A 19,785-nucleotide genomic window follows, 5' to 3' on the forward strand; every position below is an offset into this window, starting at 1 on the left:
GCCGGCCTGCCGTGCCGGACCGGGCCTAATGCGCGGTCCAGCCTCCGTCGAGCGTCAGTGACGTGCCCGTGATGAAGGACGCCTGCGGGGTGCAGAGATAGGCCACCGCCTCGGCCACCTCGTCCGGTTCGAGGAGCCGCTTGAGCGCGGAATCCTGAAGCAGGACATCGGCCAGGACCCGTTCCTCGGGGATGTGGTGCGCCTCCGCCTGGTCGCTGATCTGTTTCTCGACCAGTGGCGTACGCACATAGCCCGGGTTGACACAGTTGGAGGTGACACCGTGCGGGGCGCCTTCGAGGGCCGCGGTCTTGGAGAGTCCTTCGAGACCATGTTTGGCTGACACATAGGCCGACTTGTAAGGGGATGCGCGCAGCCCGTGTACGGAGGAGATATTGATGATCCGCCCCCAGTGTTCGGCGTACATATGCGGCAGCGCGCCCCTGATCAGTCGGAAGGGCGCCTCCAGCATGACCGTGAGAACGGTGTGGAACACGTCCGGCGGGAAGTCCTCGATGGGGCGGACGAGCTGCAGGCCGGCGTTGTTGACCAGGATGTCGGCGCCCGCGGCCGCCTGCTCCGCCGCGTCGAGATCCGTCAGGTCGAGCACCCGTGGTTCGACGGCGCCCGCCAGTCCGATGGCCGCCCCGACCAGGTCGTCGAGGCCATCGCCGTCCCGGTCCACGGCTCTGACCTTGGCCCCGGCCGCCACCAGCCGCAGCGCGCAGGCGCGGCCGATCCCGCTCGCGGCGCCGGTGACCAGTGCGGTACGGCCCGCGAGGTCGAGCGCGACGGGAGCGAGGGCGTCGGGAGCCGGCGCGGGACCGTCGGCGGGGCGGGCGGGGGTACCGACGGCGCGAGCGGGTGCGTCGGCGGCGCGCGACTCGGGCGTGCGAGGGACGGGACCTGGTGTGGTGGGCGCGGTCATATTCCGCACCCTAAGCAGCGCCGACACCCCAACCGATATGGTCAGCGCCCACACTTCGCCCTGAAGTGATGGGTGTGAACCATGTGGGTGCACGAATGATCGCCGCCCAGCGCCCGGATAGGGTCCTGCCATGGCGACTCCGGACTTCATTCGCACGATCCGGGCCTCTGCGGGCCACCAACTGCTTCTCCTGCCGGGAGTGACCGCGGTCGTATTCGACGACGACGGCCGCGTGCTGCTGGTCCGCCGTGCCGACAACGGCGCCTGGACACTGGTCGGGGGCATTCCCGAACCAGGGGAACAGCCCGCGGTGGCGGCCGTGCGTGAGGTGTACGAGGAGACCGCCGTGCGGTGTACGCCGGAGCGGGTCGTGGTCGTCCAGGCACTGGATGCGGTTCAGTACCCCAATCAGGACCGCTGCCAGTACATGGACATCACCTTCCTGTGCCGCGCGACCGGTGGCGAGGCCCGGGTCAATGACGACGAGTCTGTCGAGGTGGGCTGGTTTCCGCCGGACGGCCTGCCCGGCCTCGACGAAGCCACGCTGCTGAGGATCAAGCAGGCCCGCAGCGACGAGCCGGCCTGGTTCGATCCCGGCACCGGACAGGACCCGGCCGCCTGGTGACACGCCGGCCGGTGCCACGCCGACCGGCGCGAGACCGGCCGGTCACCGACGGCCGGGGTGCCGCCGCTCGCGTACGGAACGGACCGTCACCCAGACCGGCCCGGCCACGGCGAGCGCCACCAGCAGGCCCTCGGGAAGCGTGCCGAGCCTGGTGGCCGGGGTCATCGAGGAGCGCAGCGGCACCTTGGCCACCAGCGCGTCCGGCGTGAACATCGCGGTCTTCCGGATGATCTTTCCGTCCGGCTGGATGATCGCGCTGACGCCGCTGGTGACGGGGACGACCACGGTCCTGCTGTGCTCGACGGCCCGCACCCGCGACATCGCCAGCTGCTGGTAGGTCATCTCGCTGCGGTCGAAGGTGGCGTTGTTGCTGGGTACGGAGATGAGCTGAGCGCCATGGGTGACGGTGTCCCGTACGGCCGCGTCGAAAGCCGCCTCGTAACAGGTGGCCAGCCCGACCTGGGTGCCCGCGAGGTCGAAGACGCCGGGCTTGGTGCCGCGTCCGAAGTCGCGGCGCACCATGTCGGCGTAGCCGGGGCTGATGGCCTTCACCACGGAGCGCAGCGGGAGGAACTCTCCGAAGGGCTGGATCTGCCGCTTGTCGTACGTGTCGGTCGGGCCGCGCTCCGGATCCCAGAGGATCTGGGTGTTGCGCAGCGGTCCGGTGGCCGGGGTGACGACGGCTCCGACGGAGATCGGCACGCCGATCGCCCTGGCGGCCTGGTCAATTACCTCCCGCGCGTCGGCGTTGCGGTAGGGGTCGATGTCCGAGGAGTTCTCCGGCCACAGCACGAAGTCGGGCTGGGGCTCCTTGCCCGCCTTCACGTCGTCGGCGAGCTGGAGGGTCCTGCGGACATGGTTGTCGAGGACCGCGCGGCGCTGGGCGTTGAATTCGAGCCCGGCCTGCGGCACGTTGCCCTGTACGGCGGCGACGGTCGCGGTGCCGTTCTCGGCGGAGTCGCTCACGAGCGGCAGCGCCGCGAGCGCCGCTGCCACGGGGACGAAGACGGTGAGGGCCGCGGCGGCCCCGGCGCGGCGCGGCACCACGCCGGTCGTGCGGTACGCGAGGACCTGGCGCAGCGCCTCGTACAGTCCGAAGCCGCACAGGACGACGGCGAAGCCGAGGAGCGGCGTGCCACCGACGGCGGCGAGCGGGAGGAAGATGCTGTCCGCCTGGCCGAAGGCGATCTTGCCCCAGGGGAAGCCGCCGAACGGCACGCGCGCGCGGACCGCCTCGCCGAGGATCCAGATCGCCGCGGCCCATACCGGCCACAGGGGCAGTCGCGTCACGGCGGCGATCCCCAGGCCGGTGAAGGCGATGAAGAGTGCCTCCACCGCGACCAGTCCGAGCCAGGGCCCCGGGCCGACCTCCGCGCCCGTCCAGACCAGGAGCGGCAGCAGAAAGCCCAAGCCGGCGAGGTAGCCGAGGCCGAGGCCCGCGCGCAGCCGGCGCCTGTACAGGCTCCAGGCGAGCAGGGCGAAAGCGGGCAGGGCCAGCCACCACAGGGTGCGGGGCGGGAAGCTCGCGTAGAGCAGCACGCCGGACAGCACAGAGGCGGCGGGCCTGGCGAGCCGGCGCAGCGGCTTCCCGCCGCCGGACGCGGGGGCGGGCGGAGGGGTCTCGACGGAGGTGATGGTGGCGCTCACCTGGGGGAGTCTACGGTGATCCGACGTGTGTCCAGCGGTAAGGCCCGGCGCGTACAGCAACGCTTCTTCGCAATCTCTCCACAAATCCGCGCCACGGCCGTTACCGTGTGCGCCAGTCCTTGCCCCCTGGCCGGATCCGGCGGTCGTGGCACAGGACCCGTCACAGGGCGAGGGGGCGACGGGATGGCAGCACCGGCGGAACGGTCCTCCGTACGGCACCGTGGCAGCGCGCCCGATGTCGTCGGGGTGGTGGTGCTGGGCGGCTGCGCGGTATGGGCGCTGATCAGCGCGGCAGGGCACGGAGGCAGGCCCGAGGGTGTCCTGCTGGCGGTGCTCGCCGTCACCGCGGGCTATGCCTGCGGCCGGATCAGCGGGTCGCTGGCGCCGGTCGCCACCGCGTGCGTCGTGGCGCTCGCCGGGTTCGGGGCGGCGGTCGCATCCGGCCACGGAGTGTTCGGTACGGGGATGGCCCTGGCCGCACCGCAGGGCGACACGAGCGCGGTCGCCGGACTCCTGGTGCTGGCGGCGGGAGCGGCGAGCTGTGCGGCCGCGGCCGCCGGGCACACTGCCGTACGGGCGGCCATGCGGCTGCTGGCGCTGATGATCGCGGTCGCCGCGCCGCTGCTCGGTTCCGTCGGGGGGTTCATCGGGGTGCTCGGGGTGCTGCTCTGCTCGTTGGCGGCGGTCAGGATGCGGCGCAGGCTGGTCGGACTCGCCGGGCTCGCGCTGGTCACCGGGGTGGTGGTGGGCACGTCGTGGGCGGTCGCGGAACAGGCGCTGCCCGAGGGACTCGCGGTCTCGCTGGAAGGACAGCTGACCCAGCACCAGGTGGGCCTCTGGCGGGACGCGGTCAGTATGGCGAAGGAATATCCGCTGCTGGGAGCGGGCCCCGACCGCTTCGGGGACCTCAGCCCGACCGCGACGCAGTCGCTGGAAGCCCACAGCAAACCGCACTCGGCGCCCCTGGAGCAGGCGGCGGAGCAGGGCGTGGTGGGGGTATCGCTGCTGGCGGCGGTGTTCGGCTGGCTGCTGTACGGACTGGCGCGCTCGCCCTGCTCCACTCGGGTGGCGCTCGCGGCGGGAGCCGCCCTGACGGCGCTGGCCGCCCTGGCGAGCGTCGGCAACGCGCTGAGTTTCACACCGGTGACGGCGGGCGCGGGGCTGCTGGCGGGCCTGGCCACGGCACGGCCGGCGGCCGGTGCGGTGCCCGCTCCGGCCCTGGGGCCGACCGAGGACGTAGGGCGCCTCGACCCGGAAGAACCGCAAGAAGCGAACAGATAGCGAGCAAGGTCACCGGAGCGCGCGGGTCACGACAGAACGCGGACGCCTGAGCTCCCGGGGTGATATGCCCCGGCGGCGGTCAGGCGCCGGCCGGGTCGGGCTTGGGGAGGAGGTGCAGACGGTTGCGGATGACCCGTACCGCCGCCTCGGCGTCGTCCACCGTGACGGTGAATATCCTGCCGTCGCCGAGCTTGAGGACGAGGGCCTCGCCTCGGCGGACGACCACGGCCGTGCCCATCTCGGGGCGCCAGCGGTAGCCCCAGCCGCCCCATTGGCGCGGAGTGACCCGTGGCACGAAGTCGGCGTCCACGACATGGGCGAGGAGGATACGGCGGCGGGGCAGGCCCATATGGCCGCAGCGCACTTCCAGGCAGTCGCCCTCGACCCTGACCGCCACATGGACGAACGCCAGAGTGCCGAAGAGCATGAGCAGACCCGCGGCGACGCAGCCGATGACGGACATCAGCAGCGCGGCTATCCCGGAGTCCCAGGTGGAATTGATGGCCAGCTCGACGCCGAGCGTGATGCAGGCGATGCCTGCGGCGGCGAGCAGCCACTGCACACGATTGGTGGCGCGGCCGGTCCAGGTCTCAGGCAGGGGCTCATCGGGGTGGCCCTCGTGCCGCGGGTGCTCCCTCATGCCTTGCAGAGTACCCAGGTTCCGCCACGAGGGAAGTGCCGTGGCTGCTGGATGCCACGACCGTCCGCGGGGCGGTCGGCCCGTCCGCTGGTTGGTGCAGCTGGCCGAACCGTGGGGCGTGCGGGGTCGTGTCCGGCGCACGGGCAGTTAGTGCACTTGGCTGACGGCGGCGAGCAGCCGTCCCTCGGCATAGGCCAGCGCCGGGCCGGGCAGGGCGGATTCGCGCCCGCCCAGCAGCACCGTGAGCTGGGCGCCCGGCGAGGCGACCGGACCGGCCGGGTCGACCGCCGCCGGCGCGGCGGTCCTGCCGCCGACACGGCGCAGTGCCTGCGCGGCGACGGCCTCGGCCGACCCGTGCAGGACGACGGGCGGCAGGCCCGGTTGCTGGACGGCGGCACGGATACGTTCGGCGACCAGCTCGTAGTGGGTGCAGCCCAGGACGACGGCCCGTACATCGCGCGGGGTGAGTGCGGCCGCCGCGGCCACCGCGCGGTCGATCGCTGCCTCGTCGGCTTCCTGCACGGCGTCCGCGAGACCGGGGCACGGCACTTCGGTGACCTGGGCGGACGAGGCGAAGTCACGGATCAGAGCGCGCTGATAGGGGCTGCCGGTGGTGGCCGGGGTGGCCCAGATCACGAAGGGCCCGCCGGCGGCCGCCGCGGGCTTGATCGCCGGGACCGTACCGATGACCGGCAGCCACGGCTCCAGCTCGGCGCGGAGCGTGGCCAGGGCATGCACCGAGGCGGTGTTGCAGGCGATGATCAGCGCGTCGGGACGGTGCTCGGCGGCAGCCTGTGCGACGGCGAGCGCGCGCTCGGTGACATCCTGCGGAGTGCGCGGGCCCCACGGCATCCCGTCGGGGTCGGAGGAGAGGACGAGATCGGCGTCGGGGCGCAGCCGCCGTACCGCCGCGGCCGCCGCGAGCAGGCCGATGCCGGAGTCCATGAGCGCGATCTTCACCCGGTCACCATAGTCGACCGCACGCGCGGCCCCGGCGCGGTGAGGCAGACTGCCGCGAATGAGCGCCGTTGCCTGGATCGCCGTGGGTTCGCTGGCCGCCTGGGGCTGGCTGTTGCTGGGTCAGGGATTCTTCTGGCGGACGGACCAGCGGCTGCCCCCGCCCCAGGACCGCCGGAACCCGGACGACGAAGCCGCCGGGAGCCGCGCCGGCGTGGACGGGGAGGGCCGGTGGCCGTCCGTCGCCGTCGTCGTACCCGCGAGGGACGAGGCGGCGGTGCTGCCCGAGAGCCTGCCGTCCCTGCTGGCGCAGGTCTATCCGGGCGAGGCCGAGATCTTCCTCATCGACGACGGCAGCCGGGACGGTACGGGCGAGCTGGCCCGTGAACTGTCCGCGACGTACGGCGGTCTGCCGCTGACGGTCGCCTCGCCCGGTGAACCCGGACCCGGCTGGACCGGGAAGCTGTGGGCGCTGCGGCACGGGATCACTCTGGCCCGCGCCCACAGCCCCGAGTATCTGCTCCTGACGGACGCCGACATCGCCCATGAGCCGGACAGTCTGCGGGAGCTGGTCGACGCGGCCAGGACGCGGGATCTCGACCTGGTCTCGCAGATGGCGCGGCTCCGGGTCACGAGCGTATGGGAGAAGCTCGTCGTCCCGGCGTTCGTGTACTTCTTCTCGCAGCTGTACCCGTTCCGTTGGATCAACCGGCCGGGCGGGCGGACGGCGGCCGCGGCCGGCGGATGCTTGCTGCTGCGCGCGGAGGCGGCCGAGCGCGCGCGGGTGCCGGAGTCGATCCGTCAGGCCGTGATCGACGATGTGTCGCTGGCCCGGGCGGTACGGCGCAGCGGGGGCCGGATCTGGCTGGGGCTGGCGGACCGGGTGGACAGTGTGCGTCCGTATCCGCGGCTGGCCGATCTGTGGGGCATGATCGCGCGCAGCGCCTACGCGCAGCTCCGGCACAATCCGCTGCTGCTCGCGGGGACGGTGGCGGGGCTCGCGGTCGTCTATCTGGCGCCGCCCGTCGCCGTGTGCGCCGGTGTGTTCGGCGGGGACACGACGGCGGGGTGGCTGGGCTTCGCCGCGTGGGCGGTGATGACGGGGACGTACATCCCGATGCTGCGCTACTACCGGCAGTCGCTGTGGCTGGCTCCGCTGCTGCCGTTCACCGCGCTGCTCTATCTGCTGATGACGGTCGACTCGGCGGTGCGGCACTACCGGGGCCGCGGCGCGGCCTGGAAGGGACGTACGTACGCCCGCCCGGAGGCCGCACCGGACCGCTGACAGAGCTCGGTCCGGACCGCTGACGCGCGCCGGCCGACCGCCGGCGCGGGTCACTTCCTGCCGGGCGTCCAGTTCATGCCCCAGCCATAGGTGTAATCGATGGTGCGCTGCGGACTGACTCCTCGTTCCGGTACGAGAAAGCGCGCTTCCCTCTGGACGACGAGGTCCGAGCCGGTATTGGTGATCAACGCCAGCGAGCAGACCGTCGAAGGCACCGTGCATTCACCGAGCGAGAAGTCGATCGCGGCGCCGTGCTGCGGCTGGAGGGTGACCGTCGCGTCAAGATCCGCGAAACTGCGCGCGCCTTCATAGATGGTGACGAAGATGACGACGCGGCGGAGCCGGTCCTTGTGGTCGAGGTTGATCGTGAGGTTCTCACCACTGGAGACCGCGCCGGTGCGGTCGTCGCCGTCGAGATGGATGTACGGCGGCTGGTTGACCGCGCCGAAGGCATTGCCGAGCGCCTGGACGACGCCTTTGCGGCCGTCGGTCAGTTCATAGAGCGCGCACAGGTCGAGATCGAGGTCGCCGTGCATGGCGACCGCCCGGCCGAGTTTGGCGCCCCAGCCCTTGAACTGTTTACGCACCTGCCAGTTGAGGTTGACGCGCATGGCGCCCGAGGTGCCGCCCTGCTTGGACAGCGAGACCGACGGGGCGTCCTTCGTCAGCGTCACCTTGCTTAGCCGTACCGGGGTGGAGGCCGGGGCGGCGGCGGGGGCGACGGGGGCCGGGGGAACGGCCGAGGACGGCACCGTCAAGGACGGCACGGTCGGCGGCGGTTCGGCCGGCCGCCGCGGTTCGTCGACCGAGATACCGAAATCCGTTGCCAGGCCCGCCAGTCCGCTGTCGTAGCCCTGGCCCACCGCCCGGAACTTCCAGCTCCCCTGGCGCCGGTACAGCTCGCCGAGGACGAACGCCGTCTCGACGGTCGCGTCCTGGCTGTCGTACCGCGCGATCTCCGTGCCGGCCGCCGCGTCCAGCACCCGCACATGGAGCCCCGGCACCTGACCGAAGCTGCCGCCGTCCGACGAGGCGGCCAGGACGATCCGCTCGACGGCGGGCTCGACCCGCCCGAGGTCGACCGTCACGGTGTCCGTGACACCGTCTCCCCCGGTCTTCCTGCCTTCGTGGCGCACGGCCCCGGACGCGTGTTCCGGCTGGTTGTAGAAGACGAAGTCCGCGTCCGAGCGGACTCTTCCGGACACGAGCAGGAGTGCCGACGCGTCGACATCCGGCACGCCGGCTCCTGAACGCCATCCCAATTCGACGCGGACGGCGGGCGCCGGTACCGGAAGATTGGCTCCTTTAAGCATGGCCATGCTCGCCCCCATCGCGAGTCGGGGTGTCCGACGATTCCGTCACGCCAACCTAATCGCAGGAACGGCGTTCGGACCCCCCAGGACCCGCCGGTAACCCCGCCCTAGCATGCCCTTTACACGATCTGGACCCCTCCGAGCGACCGTTTTTCCCATGTTCGCTCGCATTGGGGATCCGAAGTAACCCACTGCTCCCGAAACAACCCCCTTATCGGACTCCCCAACCAGCACATCGTGGGCTTAACTTATGTTCTATGACCTCCCCCCGCGCCACCTACGGCGGCGGTTACTACACCGCGCCGTCGTTCCCGGACACCCCGATCTACGACTCCCTGGTCGCGGAGCGGGGCACGCCTCAGATCGCCCCGATCCGAGTGCCTTCCGCCTACGACACGGGCAACAGCTATCTGCCGGCTCTGCCCTCCGCGCTGCCCGCCCTCCCCGCGGGCCCTTCCCAGCCCACTCCGTCGTACGGCGGATACCAGCAGCAGCCGATGCCGCAGCACATGCCGATGCAGCACGCGCCTGCGCCGTACATCCCGCAGCAGGCCCCGCCCCGTGGCTACCCCGCCCAGCCTCAGCCCCAGCAGCAGCGTCCGATGCCCGGCACGGGCTACGAGGCGATGCGCCCCGCGGCGCCGCGGCCGGTGCCCGCGCAGCCCTCTCCGTACGACGACCCGTACAACCGCCCCTACCAGGGTCGGGGGTACTGACCTGCAGGAAGCCGGGGACGGCTGACAGGATGGCCGCATGCCGATGTCGGTCCAGCCTGTTCTGCACGCCCTGCGGGTCCATCCGGTCAAGTCGATGGCCGGTTGTACGCCCGACAGCGCGGTCGTGGAGCCCTGGGGACTCGCGGGGGACCGCCGTTGGACGCTGATCGACGGGACGGGGAAGGCGGTCACACAGCGCCAGCAGCCACGGCTGGCGCTCGCCCGCGCGGAGCCGCGGCCGGACGGCGGGATCCGGCTGCACGCGCCCGGCCTCGAGCCGCTGGCCGTCGACGTGCCGAAGGCCGAGGGCACGGTCGTGGTGGATATCTTCGGGACCAGGATCGAGTCGGTGCTCGCCGGCCATGACACGCAGGATGTACACGGCTGGTTCAGTACGTACCTCGGGGTGGAGGTCCGGCTGGTACATCTCGACGACCCGGCCACGCGCCGGCCCGTCAATCCGTTCTACGCGCGTCCCGGGGAGACGGTCAGCTTCGCGGACGGTTTTCCCCTGCTGGTCACGACGACCGCCTCACTCGACGCGCTCAACTCCCTGATCGCGCAGGGCGATCACCCGGACGAGGGCCCGCTCCCCATGGACCGGTTCCGGCCGAATCTCGTCGTGGCGGGGACGGCGCCCTGGGCGGAGGACGACTGGCTGCGGATCGCCGTCGGCGAGGTCACCTTCCGGGTCGCCAAGCCCTGCGGCCGCTGTGTCATCACCACCACGGACCAGCGCACGGCGGAGCGCGGCAAGGAGCCGCTGCGCACGCTCGGCCGCTATCGCAGGTTCGGCGGCCAACTGGTCTTCGGCCAGAACCTCGTCCCCGAGTCCACCGGCACGCTGCGGGCGGGCGATCCGGTGACCGTGCTCGCGTGACGCCGCCGGTCCCGTACCCCGCGTGGAAAGGGCCCCGGCGGGAACACGACGTTGCAGTACGCCTGTTGAGCGCACAGGACATCGGGGTGAGTTTGCTCTCTCTTCTCGCCCATCACGCGTAAACCGGGCTGCCCGGGGCTAAAACGGACATGGAAGGGGGTGCGGGACTGTGCGATCCATCGTGGGACTCTGGCGCTGGCGGCGCAACCCCCTGCGCCGGAGCACCGATCTTGTGGAGGCGTGGGTGGCGCTGACGGCGGCGCTGCTGCTCGCCGCGGCCGCCCCGGCCACCGGCTGGATCTGCGGAGCCCTCGTCGACGCGTCGCTGCGGGACACCGTGCGTCTCCAGCACGAGCAGCGGCACCGGACGACCGCCGTGGTGGTCGGCCGCTCGACGGCGCGCCATGTCACCGCCTACGACGCGGAGTCGTCCACGGAACACGACGCGGGCAGCCTGGTGATCGCCACCTGGCACGCGGCGGACGGCAGCGCCCACACGGGCACGGTCTCCGCGCCGCTGTACCGACCGCACGCCGGCGACACGTTCAGCATGTGGGCCGACGAGCGGGGCGACCAGGTGAAGCGCCCGATGAACGCGGCCAGCGCCCGGGTCCACGCGGTTCTGGCCGGATTCGGTACCGCCGCCGTGGCCGCCGTGTTCGTGGAATGCGTACGGCGGCTGATCGTATGGCGGCTGATACAGCGGCGGTACGAGCGGCTCGACCGGGCCTGGGCCGAAGCCGGTCCCGACTGGGGCCGTACCGGCGCGGGCAGCTGAGACCGGCCGCTCGCGTCAACTCAACGCCGCCACGCGCGCTACGGTGGTGCCGCCCGGTCCGCTTGTGCGGCGCCGGGGTCCGGGGCCGGCGCCCGGGACGGCACGGCACGCGCACACGCACGAGGTGGGGGCACAACAGCGCCATGGCACAGGGCACGGTCCAGGTGACGCACACCGGAACATCGCGTTGGCGGCGCCGCACAGGCGAGTACGCCTCCCTCGCCGCAGCCCTGGAGGCCGCCGGCGACGGCGATGTCCTCACCATCGCCCCGGGCACCTACCGGGAGAATCTCATCGTCTCGCGCGCGGTCACGCTGCGCGGCCCGGAGGGCTCGCTCGGCTCCGTACGCATCGCGCCCACCGACGGGGTGCCGCTGACCGTGCGCGCCTCCGCCACCGTCCAGGACCTCCATGTGGAGGGACAGGACGCGGCGGCCCCGGCGCTGCTCGTCGAGGACGGCGCGCCCGAGCTGATGGATCTGCGGATCGTGACCCGCTCCGCGGCCGGCATAGAAGTACGGGGCTCGGCCCGCCCCACCGTCCGGCGCTGCACCGTCGACAATCCGGCCGGTGTCGGCATCGGCGTACTCGACGGCGCGGGCGGGGTGTTCGAGGAGTGCGAGATCGTCGCGGCCGGACAGTCGGGCATCTCGGTGCGCGGCGGCGCGCATCCGCGGCTGGAGCGCTGCCGGATCCACCACGCCTCGGGCGCGGGCCTGTCCGTCACCGGCGAGGGCAGCGGTCTGGAGGCGATCGGCTGCGAGGTGTACGAGATCAAGGGCACCGGCGTGCAGATCGCGTCCCGCGCCGCCGCTCATCTCACCGACTCCTCCGTGCACCGCACCTCGGCGGACGGGATAACCCTGGACACCGACGCGGTGCTCACCCTCTCCGACTGCGACATCCATGACATCCCGGAGAACGCCGTCGATCTCCGTTCCCGATCGGTGCTGACCCTGACCCGTTCCACGGTGCGCCGCTTCGGCCGCAACGGGCTCTCCGTCTGGGATCCGGGCACCCGGGTCGACGCCAACCAGTGCGAGATCCACGACAGTACGGGCGACTACCCGGCGGTCTGGGTCAGCGACGGCGCGACCGCCGTCCTCGACTCCTGCCGGGTGCACGACGTCCCTGACGCGCTCTTCGTCCTCGACCGGGGCTCGCGCGTCGATGTCGTTGACAGCGATCTCTCCCAGGTGCGCAACACCGCGGTGTCGGTGAGCGACGGCGCGACCGTGCAGCTCGACGACTGCCGGATCAGGGAGGCCTCCACGGGGGCCTGGTTCCGCGACCACGGCAGCGGCGGCACGCTCAACTCCTGCACGATCGACGCCGTCCAGACCGGGGTGATCGTCACCAAGGGCGCCGATCCCACCATCGAGCGCTGCACGGTCACCTCGCCCGCCGAGGCCGGTTTCTATGTCTCGGCCGAGGGCCGCGGCACCTTCCACAACTGCCGGGTGACGGGCAGCGGCGGCTACGGCTTCCATGTGATGGACGGCTGCCGTACGACGCTCACCCGCTGCCGTACGGAACGGTGCGCGCGCGGTGGGTACGACTTCGCGGAGGACGGGCCGACCGCCGAGGACTGCACGAGTGACGAAAGTGGCGTACTGACGCCGCCGTCCCCGTCCTTGGAACCGCCGGCCGTGCTGACGGCGACCCAGTCGCCCGGACTCCTGGGCGCGATCCCGTCGCAGCCGGCCGCCGCCGCGGCGACGGGCATCGCCCCCGCCACGGCGCCCGCGCGCGGCTCGGAGGAGGTCCTCGGGGAACTCGACTCACTGGTCGGCCTCGACAGCGTCAAGCGCGAGGTCCGGGCGCTCACCGACATGATCGAGGTCGGCCGCCGCCGCAAGGAGGCGGGCCTCAAGGCGGCGTCGGTCCGCCGCCATCTGGTCTTCACCGGCTCCCCCGGCACCGGCAAGACGACGGTCGCCCGGCTGTACGGCGAGATCCTGCACTCCCTCGGGGTGCTGGAGCACGGTCATCTCGTCGAGGTCTCCCGGGTGGATCTCGTCGGCGAGCACATCGGCTCGACCGCGATCCGTACGCAGGAGGCGTTCGACCGGGCGCGCGGCGGGGTGCTCTTCATCGACGAGGCGTACGCCCTCTCCCCCGAGGACTCCGGGCGGGACTTCGGCAAGGAAGCGATCGACACGCTGGTGAAGCTGATGGAGGATCACCGGGAGGCGGTCGTGGTGATCGTCGCCGGGTACACCGCCGAGATGGAGCGGTTCCTTACCGTCAACCCCGGTGTGGCGTCCCGCTTCTCACGGACCATCACCTTCAGCGACTACGAACCGGACGAGCTGCTGCGGATCGTGGAGCAGCAGTCGGAGGAGCAGGAGTACCGGTTGGGCGACGGTACTGCGGAGGCACTGGTCAAGTACTTCACGGCGCTGCCGAAGGGGCCGGCCTTCGGCAACGGCCGTACCGCGCGCCAGACGTTCGAGTCGATGGTGGAGCGGCACGCGGGCCGGGTCGCCCAGCTGCCGGAGACCAGCACGGACGACCTGACCCTGCTCTACGCGGACGATCTGCCCGAACTGCCGTAGGTTCCGCCGGACGCGCCCTGGGGCTCCGCTACGGCCGGTGCGTCTGCTCGCCGCGCTGTCGCGGCAGTGCGGCCGGCGGCAACCGGTCGAGCAGCGCGGCGCGTTCCTCCGCGAAGGCCGGGTCGGCCTGGTAGTCGGAGTGCCCCAGGACCGGCTCGGGCAGCGGGTGCAGCGCCGTACGGCTGTAGGCGAGCGGGTCCTTGAGCGGCCCGCGGTCCACCTCCGGGCGGTCGCCGTCGGCGGGGATCAGGACAGGGCCGCCGATCGGGTCGGTGGCCCGCCACAGATTGCGCCAGCAGTGCACTTCCCTGCTCAGATCGCTCAGCGGTCCCGCGCCGAAGTACGCGGGGAACCAGCGGCCGTACAGCCGCTCCAGCGGTGAGCCGTACGTCAGCAGCGCCACCCGGCTGCGGGTGGCGGCCTGGAGCTGCCAGACGGCGGCCGCCGCCAGGACGCTGCCCTGGGAGTGGCCCGAGAGGACGAGCCGGCCGCCGGTGCGTCCGGTCCAGGAGGCGATCCGCCAGGTGAGGTCGGGGACGGCGCGCTCGGCGTAACAGGGTGGCGCGAACGGGTGGGCGGCGCGCGGCCAGAAGGTGCCGACGTCCCAGAGGATGCCGATGGTGCGGCGGGCCGAGGCGTCCCGGTAGGCGCGGCGGCCCCAGGTGACGAACAGTATGAAGCCGAGGCCGATCAGCCAGGAGCCCAGCGCCTGAGCGGTGTCGGCCACGGACTCCACGAGCGAGTCGGTGCCTTCCGCGGCCTGCCCCGGCACCTCGCCGCTCAGCCAGGACCCGGCGACCGCGGCGGCGCCGAGCAGCAGGGCGGCGCCGGAGAGGATACCGACGAGCCGGGGAGCGGCGTCGGTGAGTACGGCCCTGGCCCGGACGCCGGCGATCTGGCGGGTGCGCAGGGAGTCCGGCGTCACCGGTCCGTACTCCGCCTCGACCACCGGGGCGAGCCTGCGAGCGGTCCGTACGGTCCGCACGGCGAGGACGGTGACCGGGATCAGCAGCAGCACGAGCAGGACGGGGATGGCCGCGGCCTGCCAGCTCAGCAGCACGGGCGGGCCGACGATCGCGCCACCGCCCATGCCGGGTGTGGCGTCCCCGTCGAGCCAGTCGGCGACGCGCTGGGCGATCCCGCCGGTCATCACCCCGCCCAGGGCGCAGGCGAGCATCGCGACGGCGGGTCCGCCGAGGCCGCGCATGGCGGTCCTCGGGTGCGGCGCGCGGCGGTGCAGCGAGTACGCGGTGACGGCGAGCGTGACGATGAGGGCGACCTGCGCGAGGGCGAGCACCCGGAAGGAGGCGTCGCCGGGGAGTGCGCCGGTGGAGACCCAGCCGGGCCGGGACCAGGCGGCGAACACCACGGCCAGGCCGAGCAGGGTGAGGGCGGCGGCCGGCAGCCAGGTGACCAGCGCCCGGTCGAGGCTGCCGTCGCGCTTGCGCTCGCTGCGGCCCCTGCTGCACACCACCCAGAGCACAACGGCCCCGCAGACGGCGAGTGTTGCCCGGAGCAGCAGGCCGAGGGTCTCCGTCGTGGCGCTGTCGGCGCCGCGGTCGTGGTCGGCGGTGGCCGCGGTGAGGGCGGCGGCGACGGTGAGGAATCCCGCGGCGGTGTGCGCGGCGCGGAGCCGGGCGACGAGCCGGCGGCCGTACCAGAACCCGGGGCGGCCGAGGGCCGGCCGGACCGTGCTCCGGGTCTCCCCCGCGGATTCCGGCGCCGGCTCCGGCTCCGGCGTCAGCTCCTGCTCCGGCGTGTCCGCGCCGCTGTCCGCGCCGTCCGGGTGCTCGGCGGGGCGCTCGTCGGTCGGCGGGCGCTGGGCCTCGTACGCGCTCCAGGTGCGGTTGGAGAGGTACCACAACAGCCCCACCAGCGCGGTGGGCACCAAGGCCGCGAGCGCCAGCCGCCGGCCCGGCTGCGACCACCAGCCGTGCCGCTCCGGCGAGAGGAAGCCCAGCCAGGACCGCTGCGCGACACACTCCGCTGAGCCGGCGCACTGCCACGCGGTCAGATCGAGCGCGACCTCGCAGGCGGCGGCCGTCAGCAGCACGGTGAGGGTGAGCGCGACCAGCCGCACCAGCACGCCGTACAGCCGCTGGGACTTTCCCAGTCCCTTCGTGGCGGGCCGCATCCAGTGCGCGAGGTTGACCACCATGAAGGGCAGAAGCAGCAGCCACAGCGCCCGGGAGCCGTTGCCCGAGGTGAGGTTGGACCAGCAGTACGCCTCCGGGACCGGCCGGTCGCGGTACGGCCCGGGGCGGAGCTCGGCGTCGACGTCGTCGACGCGGCGGTACACGGCGGCCGTCTCGTCACCGGTGATCCTGACCGTACGCGGATCGCCGAGCATCTCCGCCGGGGTGGCCCCGCCGACGCCGTGGACCAGTAATTCGAGCGCGGCCTCGCCGCCGCACGGATCCGGTGTTTCAGGCTGCACTTCGGTGACTCGCTCTCGCGGTGGCGGGATCGGCCGGCTCGGGGCGGCGCAACGGAACGGCCATCAGAATCCTCGATCGGGCCGTTCACCGCCGGGCCCTTACGGAATCTCCCCGGCCTCCGCCTACATCAACCCCCGGAGCGTGTGTCGTAGCCGCGTGGGAGGATGAGGCACTCCTGATGGTTCGGACACCACGAATGTCAGGTGCGACGGTGGTGCACGACGATGTGGAAGGACCGGACCGGCGGTGAGCGACAACCAGAACCTCCTCGCGGAGCAGCGCCGGGCCCTGATCCTCGACGAGGTGCGACGGCGCGGTGGGGTCCGCGTCAACGAGCTGACGCGCAAGCTCAATGTGTCCGACATGACGGTGCGCCGGGACCTGGACGCGCTGGCCCGGCAGGGCGTCATCGAGAAGGTGCACGGCGGCGCGGTGCCGGTGGTCGAGGCGAGCACGCACGAGCCGGGCTTCGAGGCGAAGTCGGCGCTGGAGCCGACCGCCAAGGAGGACATCGCGCGGGCGGCGGCGGCCATGGCCGTGCCCGGCAGCGCCATCGCGCTGTCCGGCGGGACCACGACCTACGCCCTGGCGCACCATCTGCTGGACGTACCGGATCTGACGGTGGTGACCAACTCCATGCGGGTCGCCGACGTGTTCCACGCGGCGCGGCCGGCCGGGGCGGGGGGCGGCCAGCGGCCCGGGGCGGCCATGGTGGTGCTCACCGGCGGGGTGCGTACGCCGTCGGACTCGCTGGTCGGCCCGGTGGCCGACCAGGCGATCCGCTCGCTCCACTTCGATGTGCTCTTCCTCGGGGTGCACGGCATCTCCGTCGAGGCCGGTCTGTCCACGCCGAATCTCGGGGAGGCGGAGACCAACCGGCGGTTCGTGGAGTCCGCGCGCCGGGTGGTGGTCGTCGCCGACCACACCAAGTGGGGGACAGTGGGCCTGAGTTCCTTCGCGACGCTGGAGCAGGTCGACACCCTGGTGACGGACTCGGGACTGTCGGCGGAGGCCCGCGAGGAGATCGCCGAGCGGCTGCCGGGCCTGGTGGTGGCGGGCGGGTCCGAGGACAGGTCCGCTCCGCGGGAAGGCTGAACCGCCCCTCGGGCGGCTCGGGACCGCCCGGCTTACGATCGCCGGGTGACCGTCTTCCGTATCGCCCGCAGCACGCCGCTGTCCGCCGAGGAGGCCTGGCGGCGGCTCACCGACTGGCCGGCGCACGCGGACCGGGTGCCGCTGACGAGGATCTCCGTCCTGACACCGGGGCCCACCGGCGTCGGCACGGTCTTCGTCGTCCGCAGCGCGCTCGGCCCCGCCGGGTTCGACGACCCCATGGAGGTCGTCCGCTGGCAGCCGCCCGCGCCGGGCACCCCCGGCCACTGCCGCCTGGAGAAGCGCGGCCGGGCCGTCACGGGCTGGGCCGAGATCCACGTACGGGACGAGGACGGCGTCACCCGGGTGCGCTGGGAGGAAGACCTGCGGTTCGGCCGGCTGCCGCGGCTGCTCGACCCGCTGACCGCGCGCGGCGGACAGCTGGTGTTCGCACGCGCCGTCGACCGTCTCCTGCGAAGCTAGGTCCTGTCCGGTGTGGCGGCGTCAACTGCCGTGCCGGGGGCGAGGCGGGTGCCGCCCGGGGGCACCGGTCCCGAACACGCTTCTGGTGTGACCTCCGCATCATGGGCTCGTTTCACCTGGCGAGTGACGCCGAGTGACAGCGCATCAGCACATGCGGAAGGCCACGGTCCCGATGCCGACACACCGACAGCCGAACCACCATGCCTCAGCCGGCGAGCGCCCTGGCATCGACCAGGCCGAGGCCAGTCTCGTGGAGCACTATCCGCGTCTGGTGCGGCTGGCCTACCTCACCCTCCCTCCCTCGCTGGGCCGCCACCGGCGCGTCCTCACCGCCCACGCCATCGTCCAGCGGGTCCTGCCGGGCCCCCGCAAGGGCGACCAGCTCTCGCGGGTGCCGGGACAGCGTGGCGCGACAGGATCCGCCTACGCGTGGGTCCGTGGACAGGTGCTCCGTGCCGCGCTCGCGTACGAGCAGCCGTCCCGCCGGTGGCGCGCGCGAGTCGGCGCGCTGCGGCCCACGCTGCCCCTCGTCGTGGGGCTGCGGCTCTTCCCGCGGGCCGGCGGCAGCGAGGAACTCGCCCTGGACCAGGCCCTTTCCTCGGTCGCCGCGCCCGTGCGCGCCGCGCTCGCGCTGCGCCTCCTGGAAGGTCTGCCCGACTACATCGTGTGGGGACTGCTGGACGAGGCCGGTGTCAGCGATGTGGCCGCCGCGCTGCGTACCGCCGGACAGCTCGCCTCCGAACGGGGCGGCCAGGCCAGAAAGCTGCTCGGCACGGCGGAGTTCGACCCGTGCACCGTGCAGACCCGGCCGACCGATCTGCTGCGGCGCAGACAGCGGGCCAGGATCACCGGCGCGGCCGTCGCGATCACACTGGCCGGGTTGGTCGCGGCGGTGGCCCTGCCGGATCACAGCACCGCGCGGCGGCCCGCCGGAGCCGACGTGGCCGACGCGGGCCCGGCCGGTGGTACGGCGCTCTCCCGGGCCCTCGATCCGGCCCTGCTGGAACGCGCGTCACGGGACGAGTGGGCTGGCGCCTCCCGGATCGACTTCTCCGTCTGGCCGGCCCGGGGCGACCGTATCGACGACACCGCCCTGCTGCGGCGTGCGCTGCGCGTCTGGGGCAGCCCCGGCCGCGCCGTACAGGTCTCCGCGTCGGCCGGTACGAGCGAGGTGCCGCCCGCGCAGCCCCCGCGGCTGCTGTACGCGGGCGAGGTCGACGGGACCGCGGTGGTCCTGCTCCACGACGGACAGCGGGTCGTGCGCTACGCCGAGCCGGAGTCGGGTGACGGCGCGCCGGCCCTGGACTTCGCCCGTACGGACGGGGCCGAGGTGACGACGGCCGCCGCGGTCGTGGTGAGCCGTAGCCGCGGGCGGGCCCGGTATCTGCTCGCCCCGTGGATCGCCGCGTCGGCCACCAGGGACCTGCTGGCTCCCCGCACCCCCGCCCAGGGCCTCGACTTCTCCGAGGAGGGTGTCACGGACCCGGTGGAAGGTCCCGCTCCCGGCGACGGCTGCACGGCCTGGCCGGTGATGCAGCTGCGCTCGTCGGAGAAGATCGTGGAACGGCACTCGTTCCTCGTCGCGGATCTCGGTGATCTCGCGCCGGCCCATCTCACGTACGCCGCGCCGGCCGGCCCCGGGGCGCCCGCGCACCAGCCGGGTGAGGCGGTCGGCGGACCGGCCCTGTTGAGCTGGGCGCGCACCGCGTGCTCGCTGCGGACCCTGCGGGGTTCCGGTGTCCGGGCCGTCAACAACTGGGCGTTCGCGGAGCAGCGGCTGCCGGACAGTGGCGGACGGTCCACCTGGGTCTGTACCCGGGCCGACACCTGGCGCGGTCCCGGCCGGATCCTGGTGCAGTTCCAGCAGCCGGCCAACTCCCCCGCCGCGCAAGGCACGGTGGTGGCCGAGGCCGGTGACACCGCGTCCTGCGGCAGGTTCGGCCCGCACATCCTGGCGGGAACCCGCTGGAAGTCGCCGTCGGGGAAGTGGTTCCTGCTGGCCGCCGGGGACCGCGATGTCACACGGATGACCGCCGGCGGCAGTGTGCGGGCGGGAGTGTCCGCGACGACGATGGCGGTACCGGCGCCCAGGGAGGGTGCCGTGACCCTGTCGGCGCGGCTCTCCGGCGGTGACATCCTGCAGGCGGCCGGCTGAAGCGGCTGGCGC

The 19,785-nt window shown here is 72.8% G+C and carries 16 protein-coding genes; 10 read left to right on the plus strand and 6 right to left on the minus strand.

All coding sequences use genetic code 11. The annotated features are described in order from the left end of the window. Positions 1–25: 25 nt before the first annotated feature. Positions 26–925, minus strand: coding sequence for a 3-hydroxybutyrate dehydrogenase (locus tag ACZ6MZ_RS13085; RefSeq protein WP_469351655.1), 900 nt, complete (start codon positions 923–925; stop codon positions 26–28). Positions 926–1,055: 130 nt separating this feature from the next. Between ACZ6MZ_RS13085 and ACZ6MZ_RS13090 the strand changes: the two genes are divergently transcribed. Next, entirely contained in the window at positions 1,056–1,550 is a 495-nt protein-coding gene (locus ACZ6MZ_RS13090; RefSeq protein WP_469351657.1) for an NUDIX hydrolase, read from the plus strand. A 42-nt stretch (positions 1,551–1,592) separates the two neighbouring features. On the opposite strand, the gene lnt is transcribed toward ACZ6MZ_RS13090, so the two are convergent. Further along, positions 1,593–3,197, minus strand: coding sequence for an apolipoprotein N-acyltransferase (lnt, locus tag ACZ6MZ_RS13095; protein ID WP_469351659.1), 1,605 nt, complete (start codon positions 3,195–3,197; stop codon positions 1,593–1,595). A gap of 183 nt (positions 3,198–3,380) precedes the next feature. On the opposite strand from lnt, the gene ACZ6MZ_RS13100 reads away from it, so the two are divergent. Beyond that, a complete protein-coding gene (locus ACZ6MZ_RS13100) occupies positions 3,381–4,478 on the plus strand; it encodes an O-antigen ligase family protein (protein ID WP_469351661.1) in 1,098 nt (365 codons plus the stop codon). A gap of 79 nt (positions 4,479–4,557) precedes the next feature. On the opposite strand, the gene ACZ6MZ_RS13105 is transcribed toward ACZ6MZ_RS13100, so the two are convergent. Together ACZ6MZ_RS13105 and ACZ6MZ_RS13110 are read right to left on the minus strand one after the other, a co-directional pair. Then, the gene (locus ACZ6MZ_RS13105) at positions 4,558–5,118 is read right to left on the minus strand and encodes a hypothetical protein (RefSeq protein ID WP_384186216.1); all 561 of its coding nucleotides are present in this window, start codon (positions 5,116–5,118) and stop codon (positions 4,558–4,560) included. Positions 5,119–5,265: 147 nt separating this feature from the next. Further along, positions 5,266–6,078: a glutamate racemase gene (locus ACZ6MZ_RS13110; RefSeq protein WP_469351664.1), complete on the minus strand. Its 813-nt coding sequence runs from the start codon at positions 6,076–6,078 to the stop codon at positions 5,266–5,268. A 58-nt stretch (positions 6,079–6,136) separates the two neighbouring features. Here ACZ6MZ_RS13110 and ACZ6MZ_RS13115 point away from each other — a divergent pair, with 58 nt between their 5' ends. Beyond that, positions 6,137–7,360: a glycosyltransferase gene (locus ACZ6MZ_RS13115; RefSeq protein ID WP_469351666.1), complete on the plus strand. Its 1,224-nt coding sequence runs from the start codon at positions 6,137–6,139 to the stop codon at positions 7,358–7,360. 50 nt (positions 7,361–7,410) lie between these two features. On the opposite strand, the gene ACZ6MZ_RS13120 is transcribed toward ACZ6MZ_RS13115, so the two are convergent. Further along, positions 7,411–8,691, minus strand: coding sequence for a TerD family protein (locus tag ACZ6MZ_RS13120; RefSeq protein WP_469351667.1), 1,281 nt, complete (start codon positions 8,689–8,691; stop codon positions 7,411–7,413). Between the two features lie 239 nt (positions 8,692–8,930). On the opposite strand from ACZ6MZ_RS13120, the gene ACZ6MZ_RS13125 reads away from it, so the two are divergent. The 4 genes from ACZ6MZ_RS13125 (at position 8,931) to ACZ6MZ_RS13140 (ending at position 13,605) form a co-directional block, all read left to right on the plus strand. Continuing rightward, on the plus strand, positions 8,931–9,389 hold the full coding sequence (locus tag ACZ6MZ_RS13125) for a DUF6643 family protein (RefSeq protein ID WP_384186111.1): 459 nt from the start codon (positions 8,931–8,933) through the stop codon (positions 9,387–9,389). A 37-nt stretch (positions 9,390–9,426) separates the two neighbouring features. Further along, entirely contained in the window at positions 9,427–10,269 is an 843-nt protein-coding gene (locus tag ACZ6MZ_RS13130; protein ID WP_389791985.1) for an MOSC domain-containing protein, read from the plus strand. A gap of 169 nt (positions 10,270–10,438) precedes the next feature. Further along, on the plus strand, positions 10,439–11,047 hold the full coding sequence (locus ACZ6MZ_RS13135) for an Rv1733c family protein (RefSeq protein WP_384186105.1): 609 nt from the start codon (positions 10,439–10,441) through the stop codon (positions 11,045–11,047). A 143-nt stretch (positions 11,048–11,190) separates the two neighbouring features. Further along, complete coding sequence (locus ACZ6MZ_RS13140) at positions 11,191–13,605, plus strand: right-handed parallel beta-helix repeat-containing protein (RefSeq protein WP_384186102.1); 2,415 nt, start codon at positions 11,191–11,193, stop codon at positions 13,603–13,605. A 28-nt stretch (positions 13,606–13,633) separates the two neighbouring features. Here the strand turns inward: ACZ6MZ_RS13140 and ACZ6MZ_RS13145 are convergent, their stop codons facing one another. Beyond that, complete coding sequence (locus ACZ6MZ_RS13145) at positions 13,634–16,042, minus strand: hypothetical protein (RefSeq protein WP_469351671.1); 2,409 nt, start codon at positions 16,040–16,042, stop codon at positions 13,634–13,636. A 247-nt stretch (positions 16,043–16,289) separates the two neighbouring features. On the opposite strand from ACZ6MZ_RS13145, the gene ACZ6MZ_RS13150 reads away from it, so the two are divergent. The 3 genes from ACZ6MZ_RS13150 to ACZ6MZ_RS13160 all read left to right on the plus strand — a co-directional run bounded on the left by ACZ6MZ_RS13150 (position 16,290) and on the right by ACZ6MZ_RS13160 (position 19,773). After that, positions 16,290–17,138 carry a DeoR/GlpR family DNA-binding transcription regulator gene (locus tag ACZ6MZ_RS13150; protein ID WP_384330459.1) on the plus strand — a complete coding sequence of 283 codons (849 nt, stop codon included), beginning with the start codon at positions 16,290–16,292 and terminating at the stop codon, positions 17,136–17,138. A gap of 45 nt (positions 17,139–17,183) precedes the next feature. Continuing rightward, on the plus strand, positions 17,184–17,618 hold the full coding sequence (locus tag ACZ6MZ_RS13155) for an SRPBCC family protein (protein WP_469351672.1): 435 nt from the start codon (positions 17,184–17,186) through the stop codon (positions 17,616–17,618). A gap of 172 nt (positions 17,619–17,790) precedes the next feature. Beyond that, complete coding sequence (locus ACZ6MZ_RS13160; RefSeq protein WP_469351674.1) at positions 17,791–19,773, plus strand: hypothetical protein; 1,983 nt, start codon at positions 17,791–17,793, stop codon at positions 19,771–19,773. Positions 19,774–19,785: the final 12 nt, after the last annotated feature.

The organism is Streptomyces sp. NPDC042201 (assembly GCF_055582185.1).

Excerpts from the sequence above, each read along its gene's own strand:
- ACZ6MZ_RS13140 (WP_384186102.1), top strand. The coding sequence starts at position 11,191 with ATGGCACAGGGCACGGTCCAGGTGACGCACACCGGAACATCGCGTTGG.
- ACZ6MZ_RS13125 (WP_384186111.1), top strand. The coding sequence starts at position 8,931 with ATGACCTCCCCCCGCGCCACCTACGGCGGCGGTTACTACACCGCGCCG.
- ACZ6MZ_RS13105 (WP_384186216.1), bottom strand. The coding sequence starts at position 5,118 with ATGAGGGAGCACCCGCGGCACGAGGGCCACCCCGATGAGCCCCTGCCT.
- ACZ6MZ_RS13160 (WP_469351674.1), top strand. The coding sequence starts at position 17,791 with ATGCCGACACACCGACAGCCGAACCACCATGCCTCAGCCGGCGAGCGC.
- ACZ6MZ_RS13085 (WP_469351655.1), bottom strand. The coding sequence starts at position 925 with ATGACCGCGCCCACCACACCAGGTCCCGTCCCTCGCACGCCCGAGTCG.
- ACZ6MZ_RS13120 (WP_469351667.1), bottom strand. The coding sequence starts at position 8,691 with ATGGGGGCGAGCATGGCCATGCTTAAAGGAGCCAATCTTCCGGTACCG.
- ACZ6MZ_RS13130 (WP_389791985.1), top strand. The coding sequence starts at position 9,427 with ATGCCGATGTCGGTCCAGCCTGTTCTGCACGCCCTGCGGGTCCATCCG.
- ACZ6MZ_RS13100 (WP_469351661.1), top strand. The coding sequence starts at position 3,381 with ATGGCAGCACCGGCGGAACGGTCCTCCGTACGGCACCGTGGCAGCGCG.
- ACZ6MZ_RS13090 (WP_469351657.1), top strand. The coding sequence starts at position 1,056 with ATGGCGACTCCGGACTTCATTCGCACGATCCGGGCCTCTGCGGGCCAC.
- ACZ6MZ_RS13115 (WP_469351666.1), top strand. The coding sequence starts at position 6,137 with ATGAGCGCCGTTGCCTGGATCGCCGTGGGTTCGCTGGCCGCCTGGGGC.